General features: G+C 69.3%; 15 protein-coding genes. 6 read left to right on the forward strand and 9 right to left on the reverse strand.

Features of this window, described 5'->3' with window-relative positions; all coding sequences use genetic code 11:
• Window positions 1-65: 65 nt before the first annotated feature.
• From MXD60_RS07725 to MXD60_RS07735, 3 genes are all read right to left on the reverse strand, one after another.
• Window positions 66-1,646, reverse strand: a complete 1,581-nt coding sequence (locus MXD60_RS07725) for an MDR family MFS transporter (protein ID WP_248818301.1) — start codon at window positions 1,644-1,646, stop codon at window positions 66-68.
• Window positions 1,647-1,683: 37 nt separating this feature from the next.
• Window positions 1,684-5,070: a condensation domain-containing protein gene (locus MXD60_RS07730; RefSeq protein ID WP_308222397.1), complete on the reverse strand. Its 3,387-nt coding sequence runs from the start codon at window positions 5,068-5,070 to the stop codon at window positions 1,684-1,686.
• Between the two features lie 129 nt (window positions 5,071-5,199).
• Window positions 5,200-5,682 carry a hypothetical protein gene (locus MXD60_RS07735; protein ID WP_248818302.1) on the reverse strand — a complete coding sequence of 161 codons (483 nt, stop codon included), beginning with the start codon at window positions 5,680-5,682 and terminating at the stop codon, window positions 5,200-5,202.
• Between the two features lie 299 nt (window positions 5,683-5,981).
• On the opposite strand from MXD60_RS07735, the gene MXD60_RS07740 reads away from it, so the two are divergent.
• Window positions 5,982-7,070: an IS630 family transposase gene (locus tag MXD60_RS07740; RefSeq protein WP_248818303.1), complete on the forward strand. Its 1,089-nt coding sequence runs from the start codon at window positions 5,982-5,984 to the stop codon at window positions 7,068-7,070.
• Between the two features lie 279 nt (window positions 7,071-7,349).
• On the opposite strand, the gene MXD60_RS07745 is transcribed toward MXD60_RS07740, so the two are convergent.
• Together MXD60_RS07745 and MXD60_RS07750 are read right to left on the reverse strand one after the other, a co-directional pair.
• Complete coding sequence (locus tag MXD60_RS07745; RefSeq protein WP_248818304.1) at window positions 7,350-7,772, reverse strand: LysR substrate-binding domain-containing protein; 423 nt, start codon at window positions 7,770-7,772, stop codon at window positions 7,350-7,352.
• Window positions 7,769-7,987 carry a hypothetical protein gene (locus tag MXD60_RS07750; protein WP_248818305.1) on the reverse strand — a complete coding sequence of 73 codons (219 nt, stop codon included), beginning with the start codon at window positions 7,985-7,987 and terminating at the stop codon, window positions 7,769-7,771. Before MXD60_RS07750 ends, MXD60_RS07745 begins: the two co-directional genes overlap by 4 nt.
• Before the next feature lie 161 nt (window positions 7,988-8,148).
• On the opposite strand from MXD60_RS07750, the gene MXD60_RS07755 reads away from it, so the two are divergent.
• On the forward strand, window positions 8,149-8,343 hold the full coding sequence (locus MXD60_RS07755; protein WP_248818306.1) for a hypothetical protein: 195 nt from the start codon (window positions 8,149-8,151) through the stop codon (window positions 8,341-8,343).
• A gap of 182 nt (window positions 8,344-8,525) precedes the next feature.
• Here the strand turns inward: MXD60_RS07755 and MXD60_RS07760 are convergent, their stop codons facing one another.
• From MXD60_RS07760 to MXD60_RS07770, 3 genes are all read right to left on the reverse strand, one after another.
• Window positions 8,526-10,199, reverse strand: coding sequence for a cytochrome c biogenesis protein CcdA (locus MXD60_RS07760; RefSeq protein WP_248818307.1), 1,674 nt, complete (start codon window positions 10,197-10,199; stop codon window positions 8,526-8,528).
• Between the two features lie 164 nt (window positions 10,200-10,363).
• Window positions 10,364-11,548 carry a cation:proton antiporter gene (locus tag MXD60_RS07765; RefSeq protein WP_248818308.1) on the reverse strand — a complete coding sequence of 395 codons (1,185 nt, stop codon included), beginning with the start codon at window positions 11,546-11,548 and terminating at the stop codon, window positions 10,364-10,366.
• Entirely contained in the window at window positions 11,545-11,961 is a 417-nt protein-coding gene (locus MXD60_RS07770) for a hypothetical protein (protein ID WP_248818309.1), read from the reverse strand. Before MXD60_RS07770 ends, MXD60_RS07765 begins: the two co-directional genes overlap by 4 nt.
• A gap of 193 nt (window positions 11,962-12,154) precedes the next feature.
• Between MXD60_RS07770 and MXD60_RS07775 the strand changes: the two genes are divergently transcribed.
• The 4 genes from MXD60_RS07775 (at window position 12,155) to MXD60_RS07790 (ending at window position 18,002) form a co-directional block, all read left to right on the forward strand.
• Window positions 12,155-13,390 (forward strand): toxic anion resistance protein, encoded by a 1,236-nt coding sequence (locus MXD60_RS07775; RefSeq protein WP_248818310.1) that lies wholly within the window; start codon window positions 12,155-12,157, stop codon window positions 13,388-13,390.
• Window positions 13,391-13,428: 38 nt separating this feature from the next.
• Window positions 13,429-13,938, forward strand: coding sequence for a hypothetical protein (locus MXD60_RS07780; protein ID WP_248818311.1), 510 nt, complete (start codon window positions 13,429-13,431; stop codon window positions 13,936-13,938).
• Window positions 13,935-15,530: a TerD family protein gene (locus MXD60_RS07785; protein ID WP_248818312.1), complete on the forward strand. Its 1,596-nt coding sequence runs from the start codon at window positions 13,935-13,937 to the stop codon at window positions 15,528-15,530. Before MXD60_RS07780 ends, MXD60_RS07785 begins: the two co-directional genes overlap by 4 nt.
• 507 nt (window positions 15,531-16,037) lie before the next feature.
• Window positions 16,038-18,002: a hybrid sensor histidine kinase/response regulator gene (locus MXD60_RS07790; RefSeq protein ID WP_248818313.1), complete on the forward strand. Its 1,965-nt coding sequence runs from the start codon at window positions 16,038-16,040 to the stop codon at window positions 18,000-18,002.
• 263 nt (window positions 18,003-18,265) lie between these two features.
• Here MXD60_RS07790 and MXD60_RS30250 read toward each other — a convergent pair whose 3' ends face one another.
• The gene (locus MXD60_RS30250; protein WP_248818314.1) at window positions 18,266-18,418 is read right to left on the reverse strand and encodes a hypothetical protein; all 153 of its coding nucleotides are present in this window, start codon (window positions 18,416-18,418) and stop codon (window positions 18,266-18,268) included.
• Window positions 18,419-18,586 lie beyond the last annotated feature (168 nt).

An 18,586-nucleotide genomic window follows, 5' to 3' on the forward strand; every position in this document is an offset into this window, starting at 1 on the left:
TGGCCTGCGCCAGTCCTTACCCCAGCGAGACAGGAATCGCTGTCACCGCCGGGCAATTCCGGCCCCTAACCGCGGGGCGTCGGCCCCGTTTCTGGGACCATGACAGCCGGCTGGGCGGCACGGGCCTCCCGCACGTCACGCACCGAGGCAAATCCGACCAGGGCCGCCGCGCCAGCCGCAGCCGCAGCCAGCCAGAGAATGTGATGCAGGCCGTCCACCGTGGCCTGTCGGGCTGTTGACGCGACGGCATCCTTGAACGGCAGGGGGACGGCGCCCGCGACTCTGGGCCCGGAACCCGACGCGACCGCGGCGGCCAGCCGGTCTGTCTGACTATCGGTAAACGGCAGCCCCCGCAGTCCGACAGTCACCCGCGCGGTGATCACGTGTGCGTAGAGAGCGCCGAGAATCGCCACACCGGAGGCGACACCGAGCTGGCGCAGGGCCATGACCGTGCCGCCGGCCAGCCCGGCCCGGCTCCGCTCGCTTCCTACCAGCGCGACCTGATTGAGGATCGTCGTGCTGGAACCAAGCCCCACGCCAGCGACAACGAAGCCGGGAACAAGCACGGTCCAGCTCGATCCCACGTCCAGCCGTGCCAGAAGCATCAGCCCGGCGGACGTGAAGGCGGCGGTGAGGCCCACCATCCACCGGGTGGCCACGCGAGTCACCAGCGGGACGGCGAGCAGCGCAGCGCAAAAACCGCTGAGGCTGAACGGCAGGAACCGCAGACCGGTCTGGAAAGGAGTGAGACCCAGAACGTTCTGCGCGTACAGGGACAGGTAGGTGGTGGACGCCACCAACGTTCCCTGAATGGTGAACGCGACCAGCGCGTTGGCGCTGTAAGTGATGTTCCTGAAGAGCCCCAGGTCGACCATCGGGTCCGCCTTGTGGAACTCGACCACGGCAAAGAGGATCAGGAGGACCGCGCCGCTCCCCAGTAGGCCCAGGATGCGCCCGGAGCCCCACCCGTCATTGTTGCCTCGAATGAGGGCGAGGACCAGGGCGAAAAGCCCGCCGGCAAGCAGCACGGTCCCGGGCACGTCGATGACGCTCTGCCTGCTACGAGCGGAAGGCACCAGTCGGCCGCGTGCGAGCACGAGCGTGGCGAGTCCGATCGGAACGTTGATGAAGAAGATCCACCGCCAGCCGAAGGAATCAGTGAGGGCGCCACCGATCAACGGCCCGAGCGCGATCGCGCTCCCGGTCACCGCACCGAAGATCCCGACTGCCAGATTGCGGCTCCGGCCGCCGGGGTACGCATCCGCGATCATCGGCAGGCCGATGCCGAACAGCATGGCACCACCCACACCCTGGAGGGCACGGGCCACGTTCAGCAGGCCAGCCGTGTTGGTCAGGCCGCAGGTGAGCGATCCGACCGTGAAGATGCCCGTGCCCAGAAAAAACAGGGTGCGGCGGCCCACCCGGTCGCCGAGGGTCGCCGCGGTGAGAAGGAGGGCGGCAAGCGGCACCGAATATGCGTCGACCATCCACTGCAGATCACTCAGGTCGGCGTTCAGGCTACGTTGGATGTCAGGGATCGCCACGGCGACGACGGTCAGGTCGAGCACGAGCATGAACGTGATGACGCAGACCAGGGTCAGTGTCCAGGTCCGTCGCGTCACCAGTTCCGTGTCGCCGGAGAACAAGGCCCCCGCCGCTGCGGTCGGGTCCGTCTGTTGTGGGTCAGCCAATGTCGCCTGCCTTCAGCAGACCATTGCGCAGCACGTCGAGGTAGTCCTCTACAAGGGAGGTGATCGAGGCCGCGTCGAACAGGGCCGCCCGGTACCGGCACTCGACCGCGATCCCGGAGCCGAACTGGTACGCATAGAACATCATGTGGAAGCGAACGTCGACCGGAAGGTCACGGGCGAACGGTGCCGTGCCCACGGGCAACGGCATGTCCCCGCCCACCTCCATGGTGGTGAAGAAGGTGTTCGTGAACGGGAAGAGATGCGGCTGCCGGTCGACACCGATCTCCTGTGCCATCCGGTCCAGTTGCCAGCGCTGATGTACCACGGCCCCGAGCAGTTTCAGCTGTACCTGGGCGGCCAGGTCCGCGAACACCAGCTCCGGCTTGACGCGGAGCCTTATCGGCACCAGGTTGATAAACATGCCAACCATGTCCCTGATGTCGGATCGATCGCGGCCGGCCAACGGCGTCCCGATGATCAGGTCCTCGTTGCCGGTGTATCCACTGACCGCGGCGAAGAAGGCTGCGTACAGCACCGCAGAAATACCGACCCGCTGGTTCGCCACCGCGGCCCGAACCGCGTCCACCAGATCGGCGGGCAGGGCTGCGACGACGCTGGCGCCCGCGGAACTGCCGTACCTGGCGATCGTGTCGTCGACCGGCATCGTGACCGGCAGTTCTCCGCTGAGCTCGCTCCGCCAGTACCGTCGGGACTCGTCCAGCAGCCCGGATGCCTCCAGCCGGTTCATCCAGGCCGAGTAGTCGCGGTAGCGCAGCCCGTCCCGGTCTCGCCCGCGAGGGCCTGCCGGGGACGTCGGATCCGCCATCGGAGCCTGATCCGAGGCGGCGAACTCGACGTCGATCTGCTTCGCGACCGCCAGGAAGGACCAGCCATCGGCGATCATGTGGTGGGCGGTCAACAGGAGCAGCGAGGACTGTGCGTCCGTGCGCACGAGCGTTGCCCGCGTGAGTGGACCGTTCGCCAGATCGAAGACGTGGCCGGCGGCCTCGCGCTCGATCCTGGCGATGGCGGTGCCGCGTTCCTCGGCAGTCCGGTCGCGTAGATCGTGGACATCGATCGGTACGTCGCAGTCCGGCCTGATGACCTGACGAAGCTCACCGTCCAGCTCGGGAAAGACGGTCCGCAGCGACTCATGCCGTAGCCAGACGGCCCGGCTCGCCGCGGCGAGCCGTTCCACGTCGACCTCGCCAAGCTGGAGACGCTGGCTGATGTTGCCCCAGGTCCGCTCCCGGTCGACCAGGTAGTCCCCAGCCCAGCGGCGCTGGATCGAGGAGAGCGGATAGCTTTCCGCGTCCCCGACCCGCGCGATCGGACTGCGTAGCACGGCAACGGCCGTAGCCGAGCGCGCAGGCCCATCCGCATCCGGCGACTGGGTGATGGCCTCGGTAAGTTCGCGTACCGACGGATGGGAATAGAGCAGGCTCGCCTCGAACGAGACACCGAGTTCCGCGGCTATGGCGGTTGCCTCCACGGCGCGAAGCGAGTCGCCGCCGACGGCGAAGAAGTCGACATCGGGACCGATCGTATGCAGCCCGAGCGCGGCGGCCAGGGCCTGGGAGACCTTGTCCGAAATGGTGCCCAGAGGTTCGGACGGGACCTGTGCCGCAGGAGTATGCGCCGCGGCGCCGTCCGCCACATCGCTGCGTGCGATGACCGACAGATCGTCGTGACGATAGGCTGTCGCGGTCACCGACCGACGAATCTTCCCGCTACTCGTCTTGGGAATGCTTCCGCGCTGCAGAAGTACGACGTCATGCACGACGACGCCGAACTTGCGAGAAATAGCGGCGCGTATGTTGCGTGAGATCTCCGCGATGGCCGACGCATCAGCTGGGGAGCCACATTCCGCCGCGACGACGAGCTGCTCCTGCTCGTCGGTCGTCACGCCGAACGCTGCCACACAGCCTGGCCGGACCCGGGAGTCTGCCGACCAGGCCGCACTCTCCAGGTCCTGCGGGAAATAGTTCCGGCCACGAATCACGATCATGTCTTTGAGGCGGCCCGCGATATATAGTTCTCCCGCCTCGACCAGGCCGAGGTCTCCCGTCCGCAGGAAGTTTCGATCGTGTCCCGGCAGGGTGGCTCGGAACTCGAGCTCCGTCTCCCGCGGCCGATTCCAGTAGCCCTGCGCGACCCCCGGTCCGGAAATCCAGATCTCTCCGATCTCACCGTCCGGCACTGCCGCTACGCGCTGCGGATCGACAATGCGCACGTGGGTGTCGGCGATCTCGCGTCCCACGGACACCAGCGCACTCGTCGGTGTATCCGGCGCGGTGATTCTCCGGCGGGCTGCGCCTGGGGCCGGCGCGGAGACCAGCAGCGTGGCCTCGGCAAGGCCGTACACGGGCCGAAAGCTGTCCGGACTGAATCCGCACGGACCGAAGGTTGCCTCGAAGTCGGCCAGTGTGGCGGTGCGGACCGGCTCAGCTCCGTTGAGCGCGACCTTCCACCGGGATAGATCGAGATTCCGCGTGCGGGTCGCGTCTGCCTTTCGGGTACACAGCCCGTAGGCGAAGTCCGGAGCAACACTGTAGGTAGCGCGAAAATGGGAGATGGCCTCGAGCCAGCGTAGTGGATCCCGCAGGAAGTCGGCCGGTGAAATCAGGATGGTCTCGACTCCGGCGCAGATCGGCGTCAGAATCGCCCCGATCAGTCCCATGTCATGATATGGCGGCAGCCATGACACGAGACGCGACGCGGCTTCGACGCTGGTCAGCTCGGCGATCGCACCAATATTGGCGAGCAGGTTGGCGTGGCTCACCATCACGCCCCGCGGATCACCGGTAGACCCGGACGTGTACTGCAGGAAGGCGAGTGATTCGCAGCCGATGCCGTCGGGTGACACGAATTCTTCCGGGCTTGCATCGACGGTGTCGGTGGCGAGCCAGGAGCCGGGCGGAACATCGCCCTCGAGGGCAAGGCCAACCCGACATAGGTCAAGAATATCGCTGCTGGTCAGAAACACCGTCGGCTGCGCGTCGCGCACTATCCCTAGAAGCGTCGAGAGCGATCTGCCGGCATCCGGCGGATAGGCCGGAACGGCGACTACTCCGGCGTACAAGCAGCCAAAATACGCTGCTATGTACTGGGGCCCGGGAGCGTAAAGGAGCAGCGCCCGGTCCCCAGGCTGGGTGCGCCGGCCGAGCGCTGCGGCGATCGTCCTGGCCTGCGTGTCCAGCGCGGCATAGGTGACCACGTCACCGGCTGAGCCGTCCTCGAACCGGGTCGTCCCCGTCAGGAACCGGAACGCGTACTGCTCCGGCTGGGACTGCGCCTGGGCGCGCAGGGCGTCACCCAGCGTCGCAACGCTGGGCAGTCCGAGCACAGACGCGCCGGTCTTCGGAACAAACGTGGTCACAGATCCTTCTCTCTGAGCTCACTACCACCGAGATCACGCGCTAGATGGTGGGCCGTCTGCCGCGCAGGTCCGGTATTCACCTCGAAGGACACCGACGGACCGCCGCGGCCGTCGACCCGGGCTGCCCGGTCAGCCGTTGACCAGATATTCTGTCCCCGAGATGAAATGTTCACCGTGGCGGGCCAGGTTATCGACGTTGACCGACTTTATGATCCATCTCTGGGCGAGGGACGCCGGGTTCCCGATGGAAGCGATCTCCTTCGCATGAATCGCGTAGTTGTTGAAGGCCGCAACGAAGTCCCCCGGGCCGATGAACACCCGCTCCTTGACCTCGTGCAGGGTCTTCTTCAGCTTCTGGCTGAGCTCCTCGGCTGCCGGAGTGAGGCCGGAGGTCCGGTTCTCGAAGTAGCGGATGTCGTTCTCGCCGGTAAGGATCGGGTGTGGCTCTGCCTCACCGAGCTGACGAGCGCCGCCGTAGACCGTGAGATCGTCGAAAGGGGTGTGGAAGGAAACCTCGCGCAGGCGGTCGAGTTCTTCGTCCGAAAATGCGGTCATAATGTCGGCGTTCCGCGCGAAGGTCGTGAACACCTGGTTGGCGGGATCGCTCCGCATTCCTAGCATGTAGACATGGTCAGGCCGGACGAAATGATTTGCCAGGTCCTTGTGGAAGTAGATCTCGTTGAGTGCCTTCTGGGACTGGGAGTTGAAGAGCTCCCGCTTGGGGTAGATATCCTGGAAGACATCAGGCCGGGGTCATCCCTGTTTACCGGGGTGGCAGTTACCCGGGGGAGCTCCCGCCGCACCCGAAATGGCTGGCTGCGGCAAAGTCGGCCGTGACGGAATCGGCGGAATTCATGATTGCCGAGTCTAGTGTCCTGAGTCGTAGATTCGTGCGCAGATAGAATGGGCTGGTGCCTGGCCCGAGCGCGGAACCCATCGAGTTGTCGGCTGCCGAGCGTGCGGTGCTGGAAGGGTGGGCCCGGCGGCGCAAGACCGCGCAGGCGCTGGCGTTGCGCTCGCGGATAGTGCTGGCCTGCGCGGACGGCGGGACGAACTCGGGGATAGCGACCGAGCTCGGGATCACCCGGGGGACGGTTGCGAAGTGGCGGAGCCGGTTCACGGTCGACCGGCTGGAGGGCCTGTCGGACGAGGCGCGTCCAGGGGCGCCGCGGAAGGTCACCGACGTGCAGGTCGAGGCTGTGATCGCGAGGACGCTGGAGGAGAAGCCGCCGAACGGCGACACGCACTGGTCGTCGCGGTCGATGGCGAGGGTCAGCGGGTTGTCGCAGTCGACGGTGTCGCGGATGTGGCGGGCGTTCGGGTTGAAACCGCACCTGGTCGAGACGTGGAAGCTGTCCACCGACCCGCTGTTCGTGGACAAGGTCCGTGACGTGGTCGGGGTCTACCTCGACCCGCCGGAGAAGGCGATCGTGCTCTGCGTCGACGAAAAATCCCAGGTGCAGGCACTGGACCGCACCGCACCGGTGCTGCCGATGATGCCGGGTACGCCGGAGCGGATGACCCACGACTACGTCCGGCATGGCACGACCAGCCTGTTCGCCGCCCTCGACCCGACGTCGGGGTCGGTGATCGCGCAGACCTACCGGCGGCACCGCCACCAGGAGTTCCTGCGTTTCCTCAAGCTGATCGATTCCTCGGTGCCGAAGGGCTACGACCTTCACCTGGTCCTGGACAACTACGCCACCCACAAGACCCCGGCGGTGAAGAAGTGGCTGTTGCGCCACCCCCGCTTCCACCTGCACTTCACTCCGACGTCGGCGTCGTGGATGAACCTGGTCGAGCGCTGGTTCGGGGAGCTGACCAACCGCAAGCTGCGCCGATCCACGCACCGGTCGGTCGTCGAACTCGAAGCGGACATCCGTAAATGGATCAACTCCTGGAACAAGGACCCGAAGCCGTTCGTCTGGGCCAAGACCGCCGACGAGATCCTTGAAACCCTCGCCGCGTACTGCCAGCGAATCAGCGACTCAGGACACTAGGTGAGGGGATCGAGTGCGACAAGGAGTTTCATGATCGGCGGTCTTGGCAGTCGCACTTGGCGTCACGCTCTGTGTCCGTTGATTGCTTTACAGTCAAGGAAGGTCGGCGGTAATCGCCGGTGACGGGTGCCTGCGGCTACGTCGCAGCGTGATCCTGGGCAGGGCGGCCCGGCCGTTCGTTCGTGCAATCCCAGCCCAAAGAGATGGTATTTGCCCGCGGAACTAATCACAGCCAGTAATCATCCGCGCATGTCCGTGAGGGTCGTCACATCTGGCTGCTCATCCATGGCTCTCCGCCAGGATCGCCAGGGTGGCCGGGCTGGGATTGATGTCGCTCCAGGCGAGGTACTCGGAGCGGGTGGGGCCATCGGTGATGGCGAGGACGGCGAGTCGCGGATCGGGCTGGACGTGGCGGGCGGCCAGCAGGGTGACGGCGAGGTTGTGCCGGACGAGGCCGAGCATGAAATCGGGCGCCAGGGCCTCGAACGCTACGTGCCGGCGCAGGCCGGCCGCGGCGAGAGCGCTGTCGCTCTGCGGCCGTCCGGGGGTGCCGGCGGGAAAGTCGGTGAAGGCCTCCGCGGCCAGATCGCTCAGCTGCACCCTGCCGGCCGGCAGGGTGTGCCGCGCGCTCGGCACGGCGACCAGCCGGTCGATGACCAGCAGGCGCCATGGCACCCCGCTGTCCCAGGTGTAGCAGGTCATCCCGAAGGCGGCGTGGCCGTCGCGCAGGAACAGCGGAAGCGACGGGCCGTCGGCGAGGTAGTGCCCTCTGTCTGGGCGACGCGCAGGATCGGGCGGTCGCCGGTCAGCTCGTCGACGCGGGCCCCCGCCCCGAGGGCGAAGCCGTCGTTCATCAGGTTGTACAGGGTGTTCACGCCGACGTCGGGGCGGCGGGAGCCGCGGGTCCGGTAGCGCACCGAGCCCCAGCCATCGCCCGACAGCCTGAGGAACGGCTGCCCGCCGGCGACGGGGCTGGTGAGCTCGGCCCATGCGCCGGTAGACCCGCCGGTCGAAGATTCGGTTCTCCTTCCTGATCGAGCGGGGTGACCAGCATGTCCTCGAGGGTGGAGGCGATGCCGTGGTCGTCGAGCGGCAGGTCGGCGCTGAGCTCGAGGAGGAGTCGGGCGCGAGCGCGCGGGCCGACGGTGAGATCGATGCCCCGCTCGGCACGCACGCGGGCGACGAGCCGGCCGACGAGCAGATCGACGATCCGCTCGACGCCTGCCCGGTCATGGTGGTTCGGCACCACGTCATTGTGGATAGGCGGCGGTGAGGGTCGGCCGGATCGGGCCAGCTCGCGGGAGACATGCCGCGGGCCGGCTGCTGGCGATGTGCCTCGATCTCCACGACGACAAGGCCGCCCAGCTCGACCGCCTGGCCGCCTGGCTCCCTGACTCCTGGCGCCTGTCGATCGCGCCGTCCAGGACTACCGGTCCCGGGGCCGGGCCGGGGACACTAGCCGAAGGTGAAGGAGTATGCCTGGAGGCCGGGGCTGAGGCGGACGTCGAGTGTTCCGGTGACGGATTTTGGCTCGCTGACGAGGGTGTAGATGTTGGGCGCGCCGCCGACGTGCTGGCTGGTGGTGTGCCCGTCGAGGGTGGTCGTGATGGTGCCGGTGCCGGCGAGGTCGAGATAGACGTTGTCGGCGTCGAAGTTCAGCTCGATGCCGGCCCCCTCACCCGCCGTCAACGCCTCGGGGCTCGCGGTCCAGCTTCCGGTGAGCGCGAAGGTGTTCGACGGGAGTGTGCTCGGGTATTCGTAGGTGGACGCGGTGGCGCGCAGAGGGCCGTCGCCGGCGTAGGCCTGCTGCCGTTCGGTGCCGAGGTAGGTCTCCGGTGACTGGTTGACGTCGGTCGGCGTGGTGTCGGCGACGTCGGTGGCCCTGGGCAGGGAGACACCCGGGTGGGCCGCGGTGAGCAGTTGGCGGATGAGGCTCTCGGTCTCGCCGTAGCTGCCCTCGCCGATGGCGATGTGGCGGATCTGGCCGTTGGCGTCGATGAGGTACTCGGCGGGCCAGGACTCGTTGGTGAAGGCGTTCCAGGTCGCGTAGCCGTTGTCGATGGCGACGGGATAGGTGATGTGCAGCCGCCGGGCGCCGGCGGCGACATTCGACGGGACGTGCTCGAAGGCGTATTCAGGGGTGTGCACGCCGATCACCTGGAGTCCGGCCCCCGCGTAGTTGCGATACCAGCCCTCGACGTGCGGGATCGCCCGCTGGCAGTTGATGCAGGAGTACGCCCAGAAATCGACGATGGTGACTTTTCCCGCCGTCGCCGCGGGCTTTCCGCCCGGCGTGTTGAGCCACTGCTGGATACCGGTGATCCCGGGCGCCTTCCCACAGTCGGAAAGCGTCAGTGCCGGTTCCTGGGAGCAGCTGCCCGGACTGTTGCTCTGCGCGGCGAGATCGGTCTGGCCGGCATGGTCGAGGTCGCGGTTGAGGGCGGCGGTGTAGTCCGGGACCGCGCGTTGCAGGGCGTCGGTGACGTTGAAACTGAGCGCGACGGCGAGGCCGATCAGCACGACGCCGGCGACGATCTGCACCCCACGCTGCCGGCGCCGGAAGGACTGGACCCGTTCGGCGACCCGCTGACCCGCGAGCGCGAAGATCATGAGCGGGACGCTCGCCCCGACGGCGAAGGCAACGGTCAGTTCCACTGTGTGCACACCGATATGGCCGGTGGCGCCGGCGACGGTGATCGCGGCCAGCACCGGCCCCGCGCAGGGCACATAGACCGCGCCGAGGGCGAGGCCGAGCACGAACCCGCGATGGCGCCCGTCGACCCGGAACCCACGCAGCCGGGCGAAGGGCCGTTCCAGCAGCTCCTGCACCCGGGGAACGAGCATCCCGATGCCCAGCAGCACCAGCACCACCAGTCCGGCCCACCGCAGGGTGTCCTGCGGAATCGGCAGGGCGTCGACCACGACGGTACCCAGCAGCGTGATCAGACTGAAGCTGATCGCCAGCCCGAGGACGACCAGAAACGGACGACCGCCAGCCCGGGCCTGACTGTCCGCGCCGCGCGGCCCGGCCGCACCCCCGGACATGAACACCACGGGCAGCACGGGCAGGACACAGGGCGAGATTCCGGTGATCAGCCCGCCGACCAGGCCGATCAGCAACTCCCGCACGTTCGCAGCGTAATGCCGGCTCCGGGCGGTCGGACCCACGAATTCTTCGGACTTGATAAAGATCGGCCGTCCTACCGGGACGGCAGCTCGACCGGCCGGCGGGTGCCCGGGCGACTCTGGCGACGGCCGGCCACCTCCACGAAGCAGGTGGCCTTCATCCGCGGTCAGGTTGGCTCGGGACCCGTCTCGCGGCTTGGGGTGGGATCGGCCGGGTCTGCCGGCGCGGTGGGACCGCGTGCGGCGAGTGCTGCCGCCACGGAGGCGACGGCGATCGTGACGAGGGCGCCGAGGATGAGGGCGGCGGGTTCGCCGGTAGCCAGCAGATGCGACTGCGCACCGAGCGTCGCGGCCGCGACCGGCACTCCGAGTTGCGCGGCGGCCAGCGCACCGAGCGTTGCCGGCTGGCCGATCAGGCGGTTGACGAGGTGACACAGACCGGCCCCGAGACCGAGCGCCAGACCGAGCCCGATCAGGGCGGGGCGCCGGGCGAGAGCCGCCAGGTCCAGGGACGCCCCGAGCCAGATGAAGAACAGCGGGCCGAAGAAGCCTTCCGTGATGGCGAAGAGCTGGCGGGCCAGGCGGCGCGGTTCGCCGACGGCGGCGACGGCCAGACCGAAGGCGAACCCGGCCAGCATGATCGACACCCGGGAGGTCTGGGCGACGGCGGCCAGACCGAACAGCAGGGCGAGATTGATCCGCAGCTCCAGGGCGAACTTGCGTCGTTCCGACAGGTGGTGGAGCTTTTTCTGCCACCCACGGCGTTCGGTCTCGCGCAGGATGGCGAACAGCGCAACGGCGCAGACCACCACCACGACGGCCCCGATGGCCGCGCGGGCCGCCCTGGAGGGGTCGATCGCCAGAGGCAGGGCGACGATGCACGCGGCGTCGGCGATGGCCACCTGGGGCAGCAACTGCAGGATCGCGGTGCCTTCGAGCTGTAGTGCGTCGAGGATGGGCAGGACGAGGGCGGCGGAGGACGAGGACAGCAGCACGGCGTACAGGGCGGCGTGGCCGGTGCCGAAGACCGTGGAGACAGCCAGGGCGACGGGAACGGACGCCGCGACCACGGCGGCGGCGTGCAGCAGCCCGACCGGCAGCGCGTGCCGAAGGCCACGGTCACCCACCGGGACATGTGAGCCGGCGACGAACATCACCAGCGCGAACCCGACGTTGGCCAGGAACGCGAAGGTGGATGCTGTCGGGTCCAGGCGTCCCACGCCCATCGGGCCGAGGATGATCCCGGCCAGGAGTTCACCGACCACGACGGGCAGTCGCCAGCGGCGCGAGAGCGCCAGCAGCGGACCGGTGATCCCGGCCAGGCAGACCAGCGCCAGGAGAGCGAAGCTCACTGGTGCTCCGCTGCCGGGGCTGGCAGCGCCGGGCCGGCGCTGGGGGCCGCCAGTCGACAGGGGATGTCGGTGTTCTCGTCGGTGTGGTAACTCGCGCAGACCCGGTGGTAGCCGTCGGCGACCTGGAGCGCCCGTCCCGACGTCAGGTCGCCGCGGATCAGCAGCACCGGAGACAGCGCCCTGCGATGGGCGATCTTGTGCAGATCCGCGGCAACGTGCGGGTTGTCGACCGGCAGCAGCGGCAGCGCGGACGCACGCAGGATGTCCTTGGCCTTCCAGCGCCGGGTCTCGGCCGCGCGCAGCAGCCCAACCAGGGCGTCGACCTCCGCAGGCTCGGACAGGAGCCCGAGATAGGCCACCGCCGCGGGGTAGTCATGGTCTTCGGGGTCGCTCTTCCACAGGACGTCGGGCATCCGTTCATGCTCCTCCTCTCACCCGCCGACCTGGAACGTCGACGACTGCCGAGCGGGCGTCCCCGGGTCCCGATCCGGTGCCGTCCGCGACTCCCGAAGGTCTGTGGGCAGGTCGCCGCGTAGGGTCGAGAGTGCTGGTCACGCCGTACGGCGCTGGCGCCGCCCGGAGCGGCGGGGTCAGGAAGGGGCGTAGATGTCGGATTCGCTGGACCTGAGCGGGCCGCTGACGCCGCCCGCGAACCCGGCCACCACGACGGAATCCGCGGGCGGCACGCTCGTGCTCACCCCACCGGCGCCCGTCCCGGTCGTCGCGGACGACCAGGTGGACAGCATGGTCCCGCTCGACGAGTCGATCCGCGCCCAGCTGCGCACGCGCGCCGCGGCGTTCGCCGACGACCTCGCGACGCAGGACCCGCGAAGCCCGGCATTCCAGGAAAAAATCAACGACATCCTGCGTATGGGCGAACGGGAGATCGTCGCGAGCGCCCGGGTGTCCAACCGGATGCTCGAGCGCCCGGCGGCCGCGCTCAGCGGCGCCCGCGGCCGCGGGGGTCGCGGCGGCGATGCCCAGGCACGCGTCGCCGCCACCCTCGTCGACCTGCGTCAGACGGTGACCGAGCTGGACCCGGGGAAGGCCGATCTGACCGGTGGCCGCAAACTGCTGGGTGTGGTGCCGTTCGGAAACAAGATCTCCCGCTACTTCCAGCACTACCAGTCGGCGCAGAAGCAGCTCGACGCCATCATCCGGGCGCTCGACTCCGGTCAGGACGAGCTGCGCAAGGACAACGCCGCCGTGGACCAGGAGAAGGCGAATCTCTGGGCCGCCATGGGCAAGCTCACCGAGTACGCGACTCTCGCGAAGGCCCTCGACGGCGCCGTCGCGGACAAGATCGATCGGCTGCGGGCCGGCGATCCGGCGACCGCCGACGCGCTCACCTCGGACGCGTTGTTCCCCATCCGCCAGCGCCAGCAGGATCTCCTCACCCAGCTGGCGGTGAGCGTGCAGGGCTACCTCGCCCTCGACCTCGTCCGCAAGAACAACATCGAGCTCATCAAGGGCGTCGACCGGGCGCAGACGACGACGGTGGCCGCCCTGCGCACGGCGGTGATCGTGGCGCAGGCGCTGGCGAACCAGAAGCTCGTCCTCGACCAGATCAACGCGCTGAACGCCACGACGAGCAGCATGATCACGTCGGTCGGCGAGATGCTCCGCCAGCAGTCGGGTCAGCTCCAGGAGCAGGCGTCGTCCAGCACGGTCAGCGTCGAGGCGCTGCAGAAGGCGTTCGACGACGTCTTCGCGACCATGGACGCCCTCGACACGTACAAGGCCAAGGCGGTGGAGAGCATGGCGACGACCGTGGCTGCCCTGGAGACCCAGGTCGGACGCTCCAGATCGTATCTGGAGCGGGCCCGCGCCGACGAGCGCTGAGCGCACACTCCACCCGACCGGGACGAACAGGAGGCGCCGTGATCTTCCGGCGGCGTTCCGGCACCGCGACGGACGAGACCACCTCGGCGGCCGATCCCGGGCGGGCGCCCGGGACCGAGGCCGTCCGCCAGGTGCGGCAGCTTCAACAGGAGCTCGCCGGGATCGTCGCGAAGGCGAACGCGGCCGGCGGGCGCCTGCCGGCCGGGGCGGTGCCGACCGTGCGTGACATCGACGATGTCCTACGACCGTTGCTGCGCTACCTCGAGGTCCAGTCGGCGAGTGAGGAGGAGCTGAGGCACCTCACCGCGATGATCAACGAGTACCTGCCGCAGGCCCTCGACGACTTCCTGGCGTTGCCCGTCCAGTACACGATGCGTCCCGGCGTCACGGGCACCACGCCCGCCGACGACCTGATCCGCCAGCTTCAGCTGCTCGACGAGGGCGCGGGCGAACTAGAGGACCTCGTCTACACCGGGGACGCCGCCCGGCTGGCGATCCAGGCCCGCTTCCTGGACGCCAAGTTCCGCCGCTCCGACCTCGATCTATGACCGTCACCCTGCCGGGGGGCGGCAACGTGCTGCTGCCGGCCGCGGCGCCCGGTGTCGAACAGGTGCGCGTCAGCCTCGGGTGGAACGACGGGCCCGGCCTGGCCGACGTCGAGCTCGACGGCGTCGTCATCCTCGTCGACGCCCCCGGCACCCCGGACGGCGGGACGACGTCGTCGCGGGTGCTCCTCGCCGATCAGGTACCGAACCCGACGGAACGGCTCGGCGGTCCACCGGCCCCGCGCCCGCTCCTCGGAGACGCGGAGAGTCATGTCGTCACGCTGGCCGCCGTGCCGGCGGCGGTCAGCCGGTTGCAGTTCGGCGCGGCGATCTATGACGCGGCCGGCCGCAGGCAGACGTTCCGGCCCGTGCACGGCCTCCACATCCACGTGCGCAACCACGCCGACGGCGTCGAGATCGCCCGCTATGCCTTCGAGGCGGAGACCGGGCTGGAGACAGCCATGATCTTCGGCGAGCTCTACCGCCACCCGAGGGGATGGAAGTTCCGCGCCGTCGGGCAGGGCCGCACCGACGGCCTACCGGGACTCGTCGGCGCCGCCGCCGGCATCGCGGACACCGGCGGCGCCAGCGGCGGCGGTGCCACCGGTCGTGGTCGTGACGTCGCGACGGCGCGCCCCCGCGACGTGGCCGCCTTCCTCACGCGGGCCTCGCGCTCCCGGACCCGGCGCAACGTGGCCGAGCACCTCCACCCGCCGCGCGCCAGCGCGCCGAGCGCTCCACCGGCCGCTCCACCGGCCGCTCCACCGGCCGCGGCGCCGCCCCGGGCGGCACCGACACCTCCGGTCTCGCCCGCGCGGTCGGCGCCCGTGCCCGCCGCCGCGCGTTCGCCGCTCGACCTCGGTGGGCCGCCGGTGACCGCCCCGGCCGGCGCGCCTCCCGCGACGGCCGCCCGCGCCCCTCGCCACCGGTCATCGGCCCGCATCGACTTCGGCGAACGGTCCTCCCACCACCGGCAGCGGTCGGAGCACGTCGACGCGCTCGACGACGATCATCCGGCCACCGTGTGGACGGCCGAGAAGCGTGGCTCGGGTGCCATGACCGTGACCCTTCGGTGGTCACCGCTGAGGACCCGCACGGGACTGCCCCGCCCGAGCAACATCCATCTCGGCTGCCTCTGGCAGGCGAACGACGGGGCGGCCGGCGTCATCCAGATCCTCGGCAACGTCCCCGGCGCCACCAGCGCCCCTGGGCACGGAGCCCCCCACCAGGTGTTGCGGCTCGGCACCCGGGACGAGCGGGAGGGCGAGACGATCTTCGTTCATCTGGGTGCGCTCGCGACGTTCAAGCGCTTCTTCGTGTTCGCCTACGGGCTGCGCGCCGCCCCGGAATGGTCGCCGCTCCGATCGGTTCTCACCGTCGCCGCGCAGACCGGCGAACACCTCACCCTTCGCCTCGGCGACGCACCACCCAACGCCCGGATCTGCGTCGTCTCGTCGTTCCACATGGTGGGAGACGACTTGGTCATCCGACGGGAGAACGACTTCATCGAGGGAACCCAGGCCGACGCCGCCGAGCGGTACGGCTGGTCACTGGACTGGAACCCGGACCGGATGACACCGCGCGAGAGCCGGTAGCCGACGATGGGCGCGGGTCGCCGACTGCGACCGCGTACTCGCCCGCCATCGTGCCGCCCTCGAGGCGGGCGCGTAGCGGCGTCCGCTCGTCCATCGGCTCCGGCCGGGCCGCGTACTCGGTCGACGAGCCGAGCCGGACCACGGCCCGGCACCCGCGCGGGACGGCGTCGATCAGCCAGGCCCGCGAGGGTGTTCACCGTCGCGGTGGCCGTTCGCTCGGCCGCTGTGGCGGCCTGCCGCGCGGCGGCCAGGTGCGGCACGACGTCCGGGCGGGCCGCGGCGGCGACGGCCTCGACCTCGCTCCGGCGGCCAGGTCGCACCTGGATTGCACCGGTGTTCATGGCTGTCTGTCGGGGTTCCTGAACGCGGATGTGCCCGGGGTGCCACGTAGCGTGGCATGATGATCAACCTGTCCGGGGGCGCGGCTTTGCCGACGCGCTCAACGCCGGGAACACCGATGCGGTGTGATCGACCAGCGCCGACGAAGGATCTTGCGGGGGATGGGATATGACGTGGTGGCAGGTCAGCGCCGTGGCGAACGCCGTGATCATGGCCGCGTACATGGCGATCTCCTACGCGATCGGGCGGGCGCTGTGGCGGTCGGGACAGTGGCGCAAGAACCGGCTGGGGCTCGCCACCACGGCGATCTTCTTCACCTGCGGCGTCCACCACGGATGGCACACCGTGCACCTGTTGCTGCCGGACCACGCGATGAACCACATGACCGGTGAGGGCGACATGCCAGGTACGGACATGGGCAGCGGCTCGGATCCCGATCACACCAGGGTCAACCCGATGCGGCTCGCGTTCGATGACCCTCGCACCACGGCCTGGGACATCTTCACCGCGGCGGCCGCGGTCTGGTACTGGACGCTGCGAAGCCGGTTCCCCGCGCTGGTTCGCGGGGCCGCCGTGTTCGAGGACCTGAAGCTTCGCCAGGTGGCGGAGCGGACGTTGCGTGAAAGCGAGGAGCGGTACCGCGGCATCGTCGACACCACCAGCGAGGGGGTGGCCCTGCTCGACCAGGACGGTCGGATCGGGTACGCCAACGCGCAGCTGGCCGACCTCGTCGGGCGCGGCGGCCCGGAGCTGCTCGAGGTCGATCTCGTGGACCTGGTTGTCGACGAGGACCGTTCGAAGATCATCGATGGGTTGGCGCGTACCCGCCGCGACGGGACCCAACGCGTCGAGGTCGGACTGTGCCACTCCGCCGGGCGCCCGGTGTCCGCCCAGGTCGCCCTGACCGCCCGGGCCGGCGCGACCGGCGAGGTCGAGGGGGTCCTCGCCATGGTCGCCGACGTCACCGACCAGAAGGTCGCCGAAGCCCAGCTACGCCAGGCGCAGCGGCTCGACGCGGTCGGCCAGCTCGCCGGCGGTGTCGCCCACGATTTCAACAACCTGCTCACCGTTATCGACGGCTACGCGGAAATGCTGCTGGCCCAGACCGACGGACCGGCGCGGGCCGATCTGACGGCGATCCGCAACGCGGCCGACCGGGCCGCCGGGCTGACCCGCCAGCTGCTCGCCTTCTCCCGCAACCAGACGGCGAAGCCACGGGCCGTCGATCTCAACGATCTTGTCGGCGGCATCGAGGAGATGCTGCGTCGCCTGATCCGCGAGGACGTGGATCTGGAGGTCCAGGCCGCAGCCGCCCCGGCCACGGTCTGGGCCGATCACGGGCAGCTCGAACAGGTGATCGTCAACCTGGCCGTCAACGGCCGGGACGCGATGCCGGACGGCGGCCGACTGACGATCGCCACCGATCACGTCGACCTCGATCCGGACGAAGCCGGCCGCCTCGGCCTCTCACCGGGTGGCCAGGTGGTGCTGACCGTCACCGACACCGGTCACGGCATGCCCCCGGAGGTGCAGGCCCGGGCCTTCGAACCGTTCTTCACCACCAAGGACCACGGCAAAGGCACCGGCCTGGGACTGTCGACCGCCTACGGCATCATCCGGCAGGTCGGCGGCCACATCACCGTCGACTCGGCGCCCCACGCCGGCAGTACGTTCCGGGTCTACCTGGCCGCGGTCGCCGCGGTCGCCGACCAGCGCCGGCCCGACCTGGGCGCCGAACACCTCGCCGGCGGCGACGAGACCATCCTGCTGGTCGAGGACGATCCCGCGGTCCGTGAGCTGACGGAACGCATTCTCACCTCCGCCGGCTACCGCAGCCTCGTCGCCGCGAACGGCCAGGAGGCGATTGACCTGGTGCGGCACCATCCCACCATCGACCTGCTCCTCACCGACGTCATCATGCCCGGCCTGAACGGCCGCCAGGTGGCCGACCGGCTCACGGAACTCATCCCGGACCTGCCCGTCGTCTTCACCTCGGCGCACACCCACGGCATCATGGACCAGCAGATCGACGAATCCGCCGTGGCCTTCCTCGACAAACCCTTCACCGCCGCCACCCTCACCCGAACGATCCGCGAAACCCTCGGCCCCCGCATGCCCTCCGGCCCGCCCTGATCCGAGACGGGACGCGGGAGGTCAGCCCGTTGGTGAGGTGAACAACTTCAAGCGGTGTCCGCGGTAATTCCTCCACCCCTATCCGGTGTTGGAGGTCGGTTCGCTTGGCGCCGGAGCCGCTGGTGGGACGGGGCAGGAATGCCCCGCCAGGAGTCGCGAAGGCGGGTGAGCGCGAACGAGTTTGATCGTTTCTGCGCCGCTAGATCATGAACGCCCCGGTCGGACATCGCCGCGCCCCGGGCCGGCTCGCCGCGTGTCCGGTGTCAACCTTGGGGTATCGCTGCCCCGTTGCCGATGCCGGCCCGTTTGGTGAACCGTTCCGTGCGCTGCAAGATGGCGTCGCGGTCCTGGCGGGCGAGCTGGCGGCCACGGCCGGGACGGCGGGCGCGGAAGTAGTCGGCGCGCGATCGCAGCATGGCCAAGGATCACCTGGGACCACTCGGTCGCGAGGAACTCCGCGGTCCACCGGGTCTCCCCGAGTTCCAGGAGCATCGCCGCACGGCGCGCCATCCCTCGTCGGCGAAGATCTGGACCCGGTCGAAGCGGCGGTAGTCGCGCAACGCGGCGATCAGCTTCGGCGGCGA

Origin of the sequence: Frankia sp. AgB32, from assembly GCF_023243045.1 — a bacterium.
Lineage (GTDB): Bacteria > Actinomycetota > Actinomycetes > Frankiales > Frankiaceae > Frankia.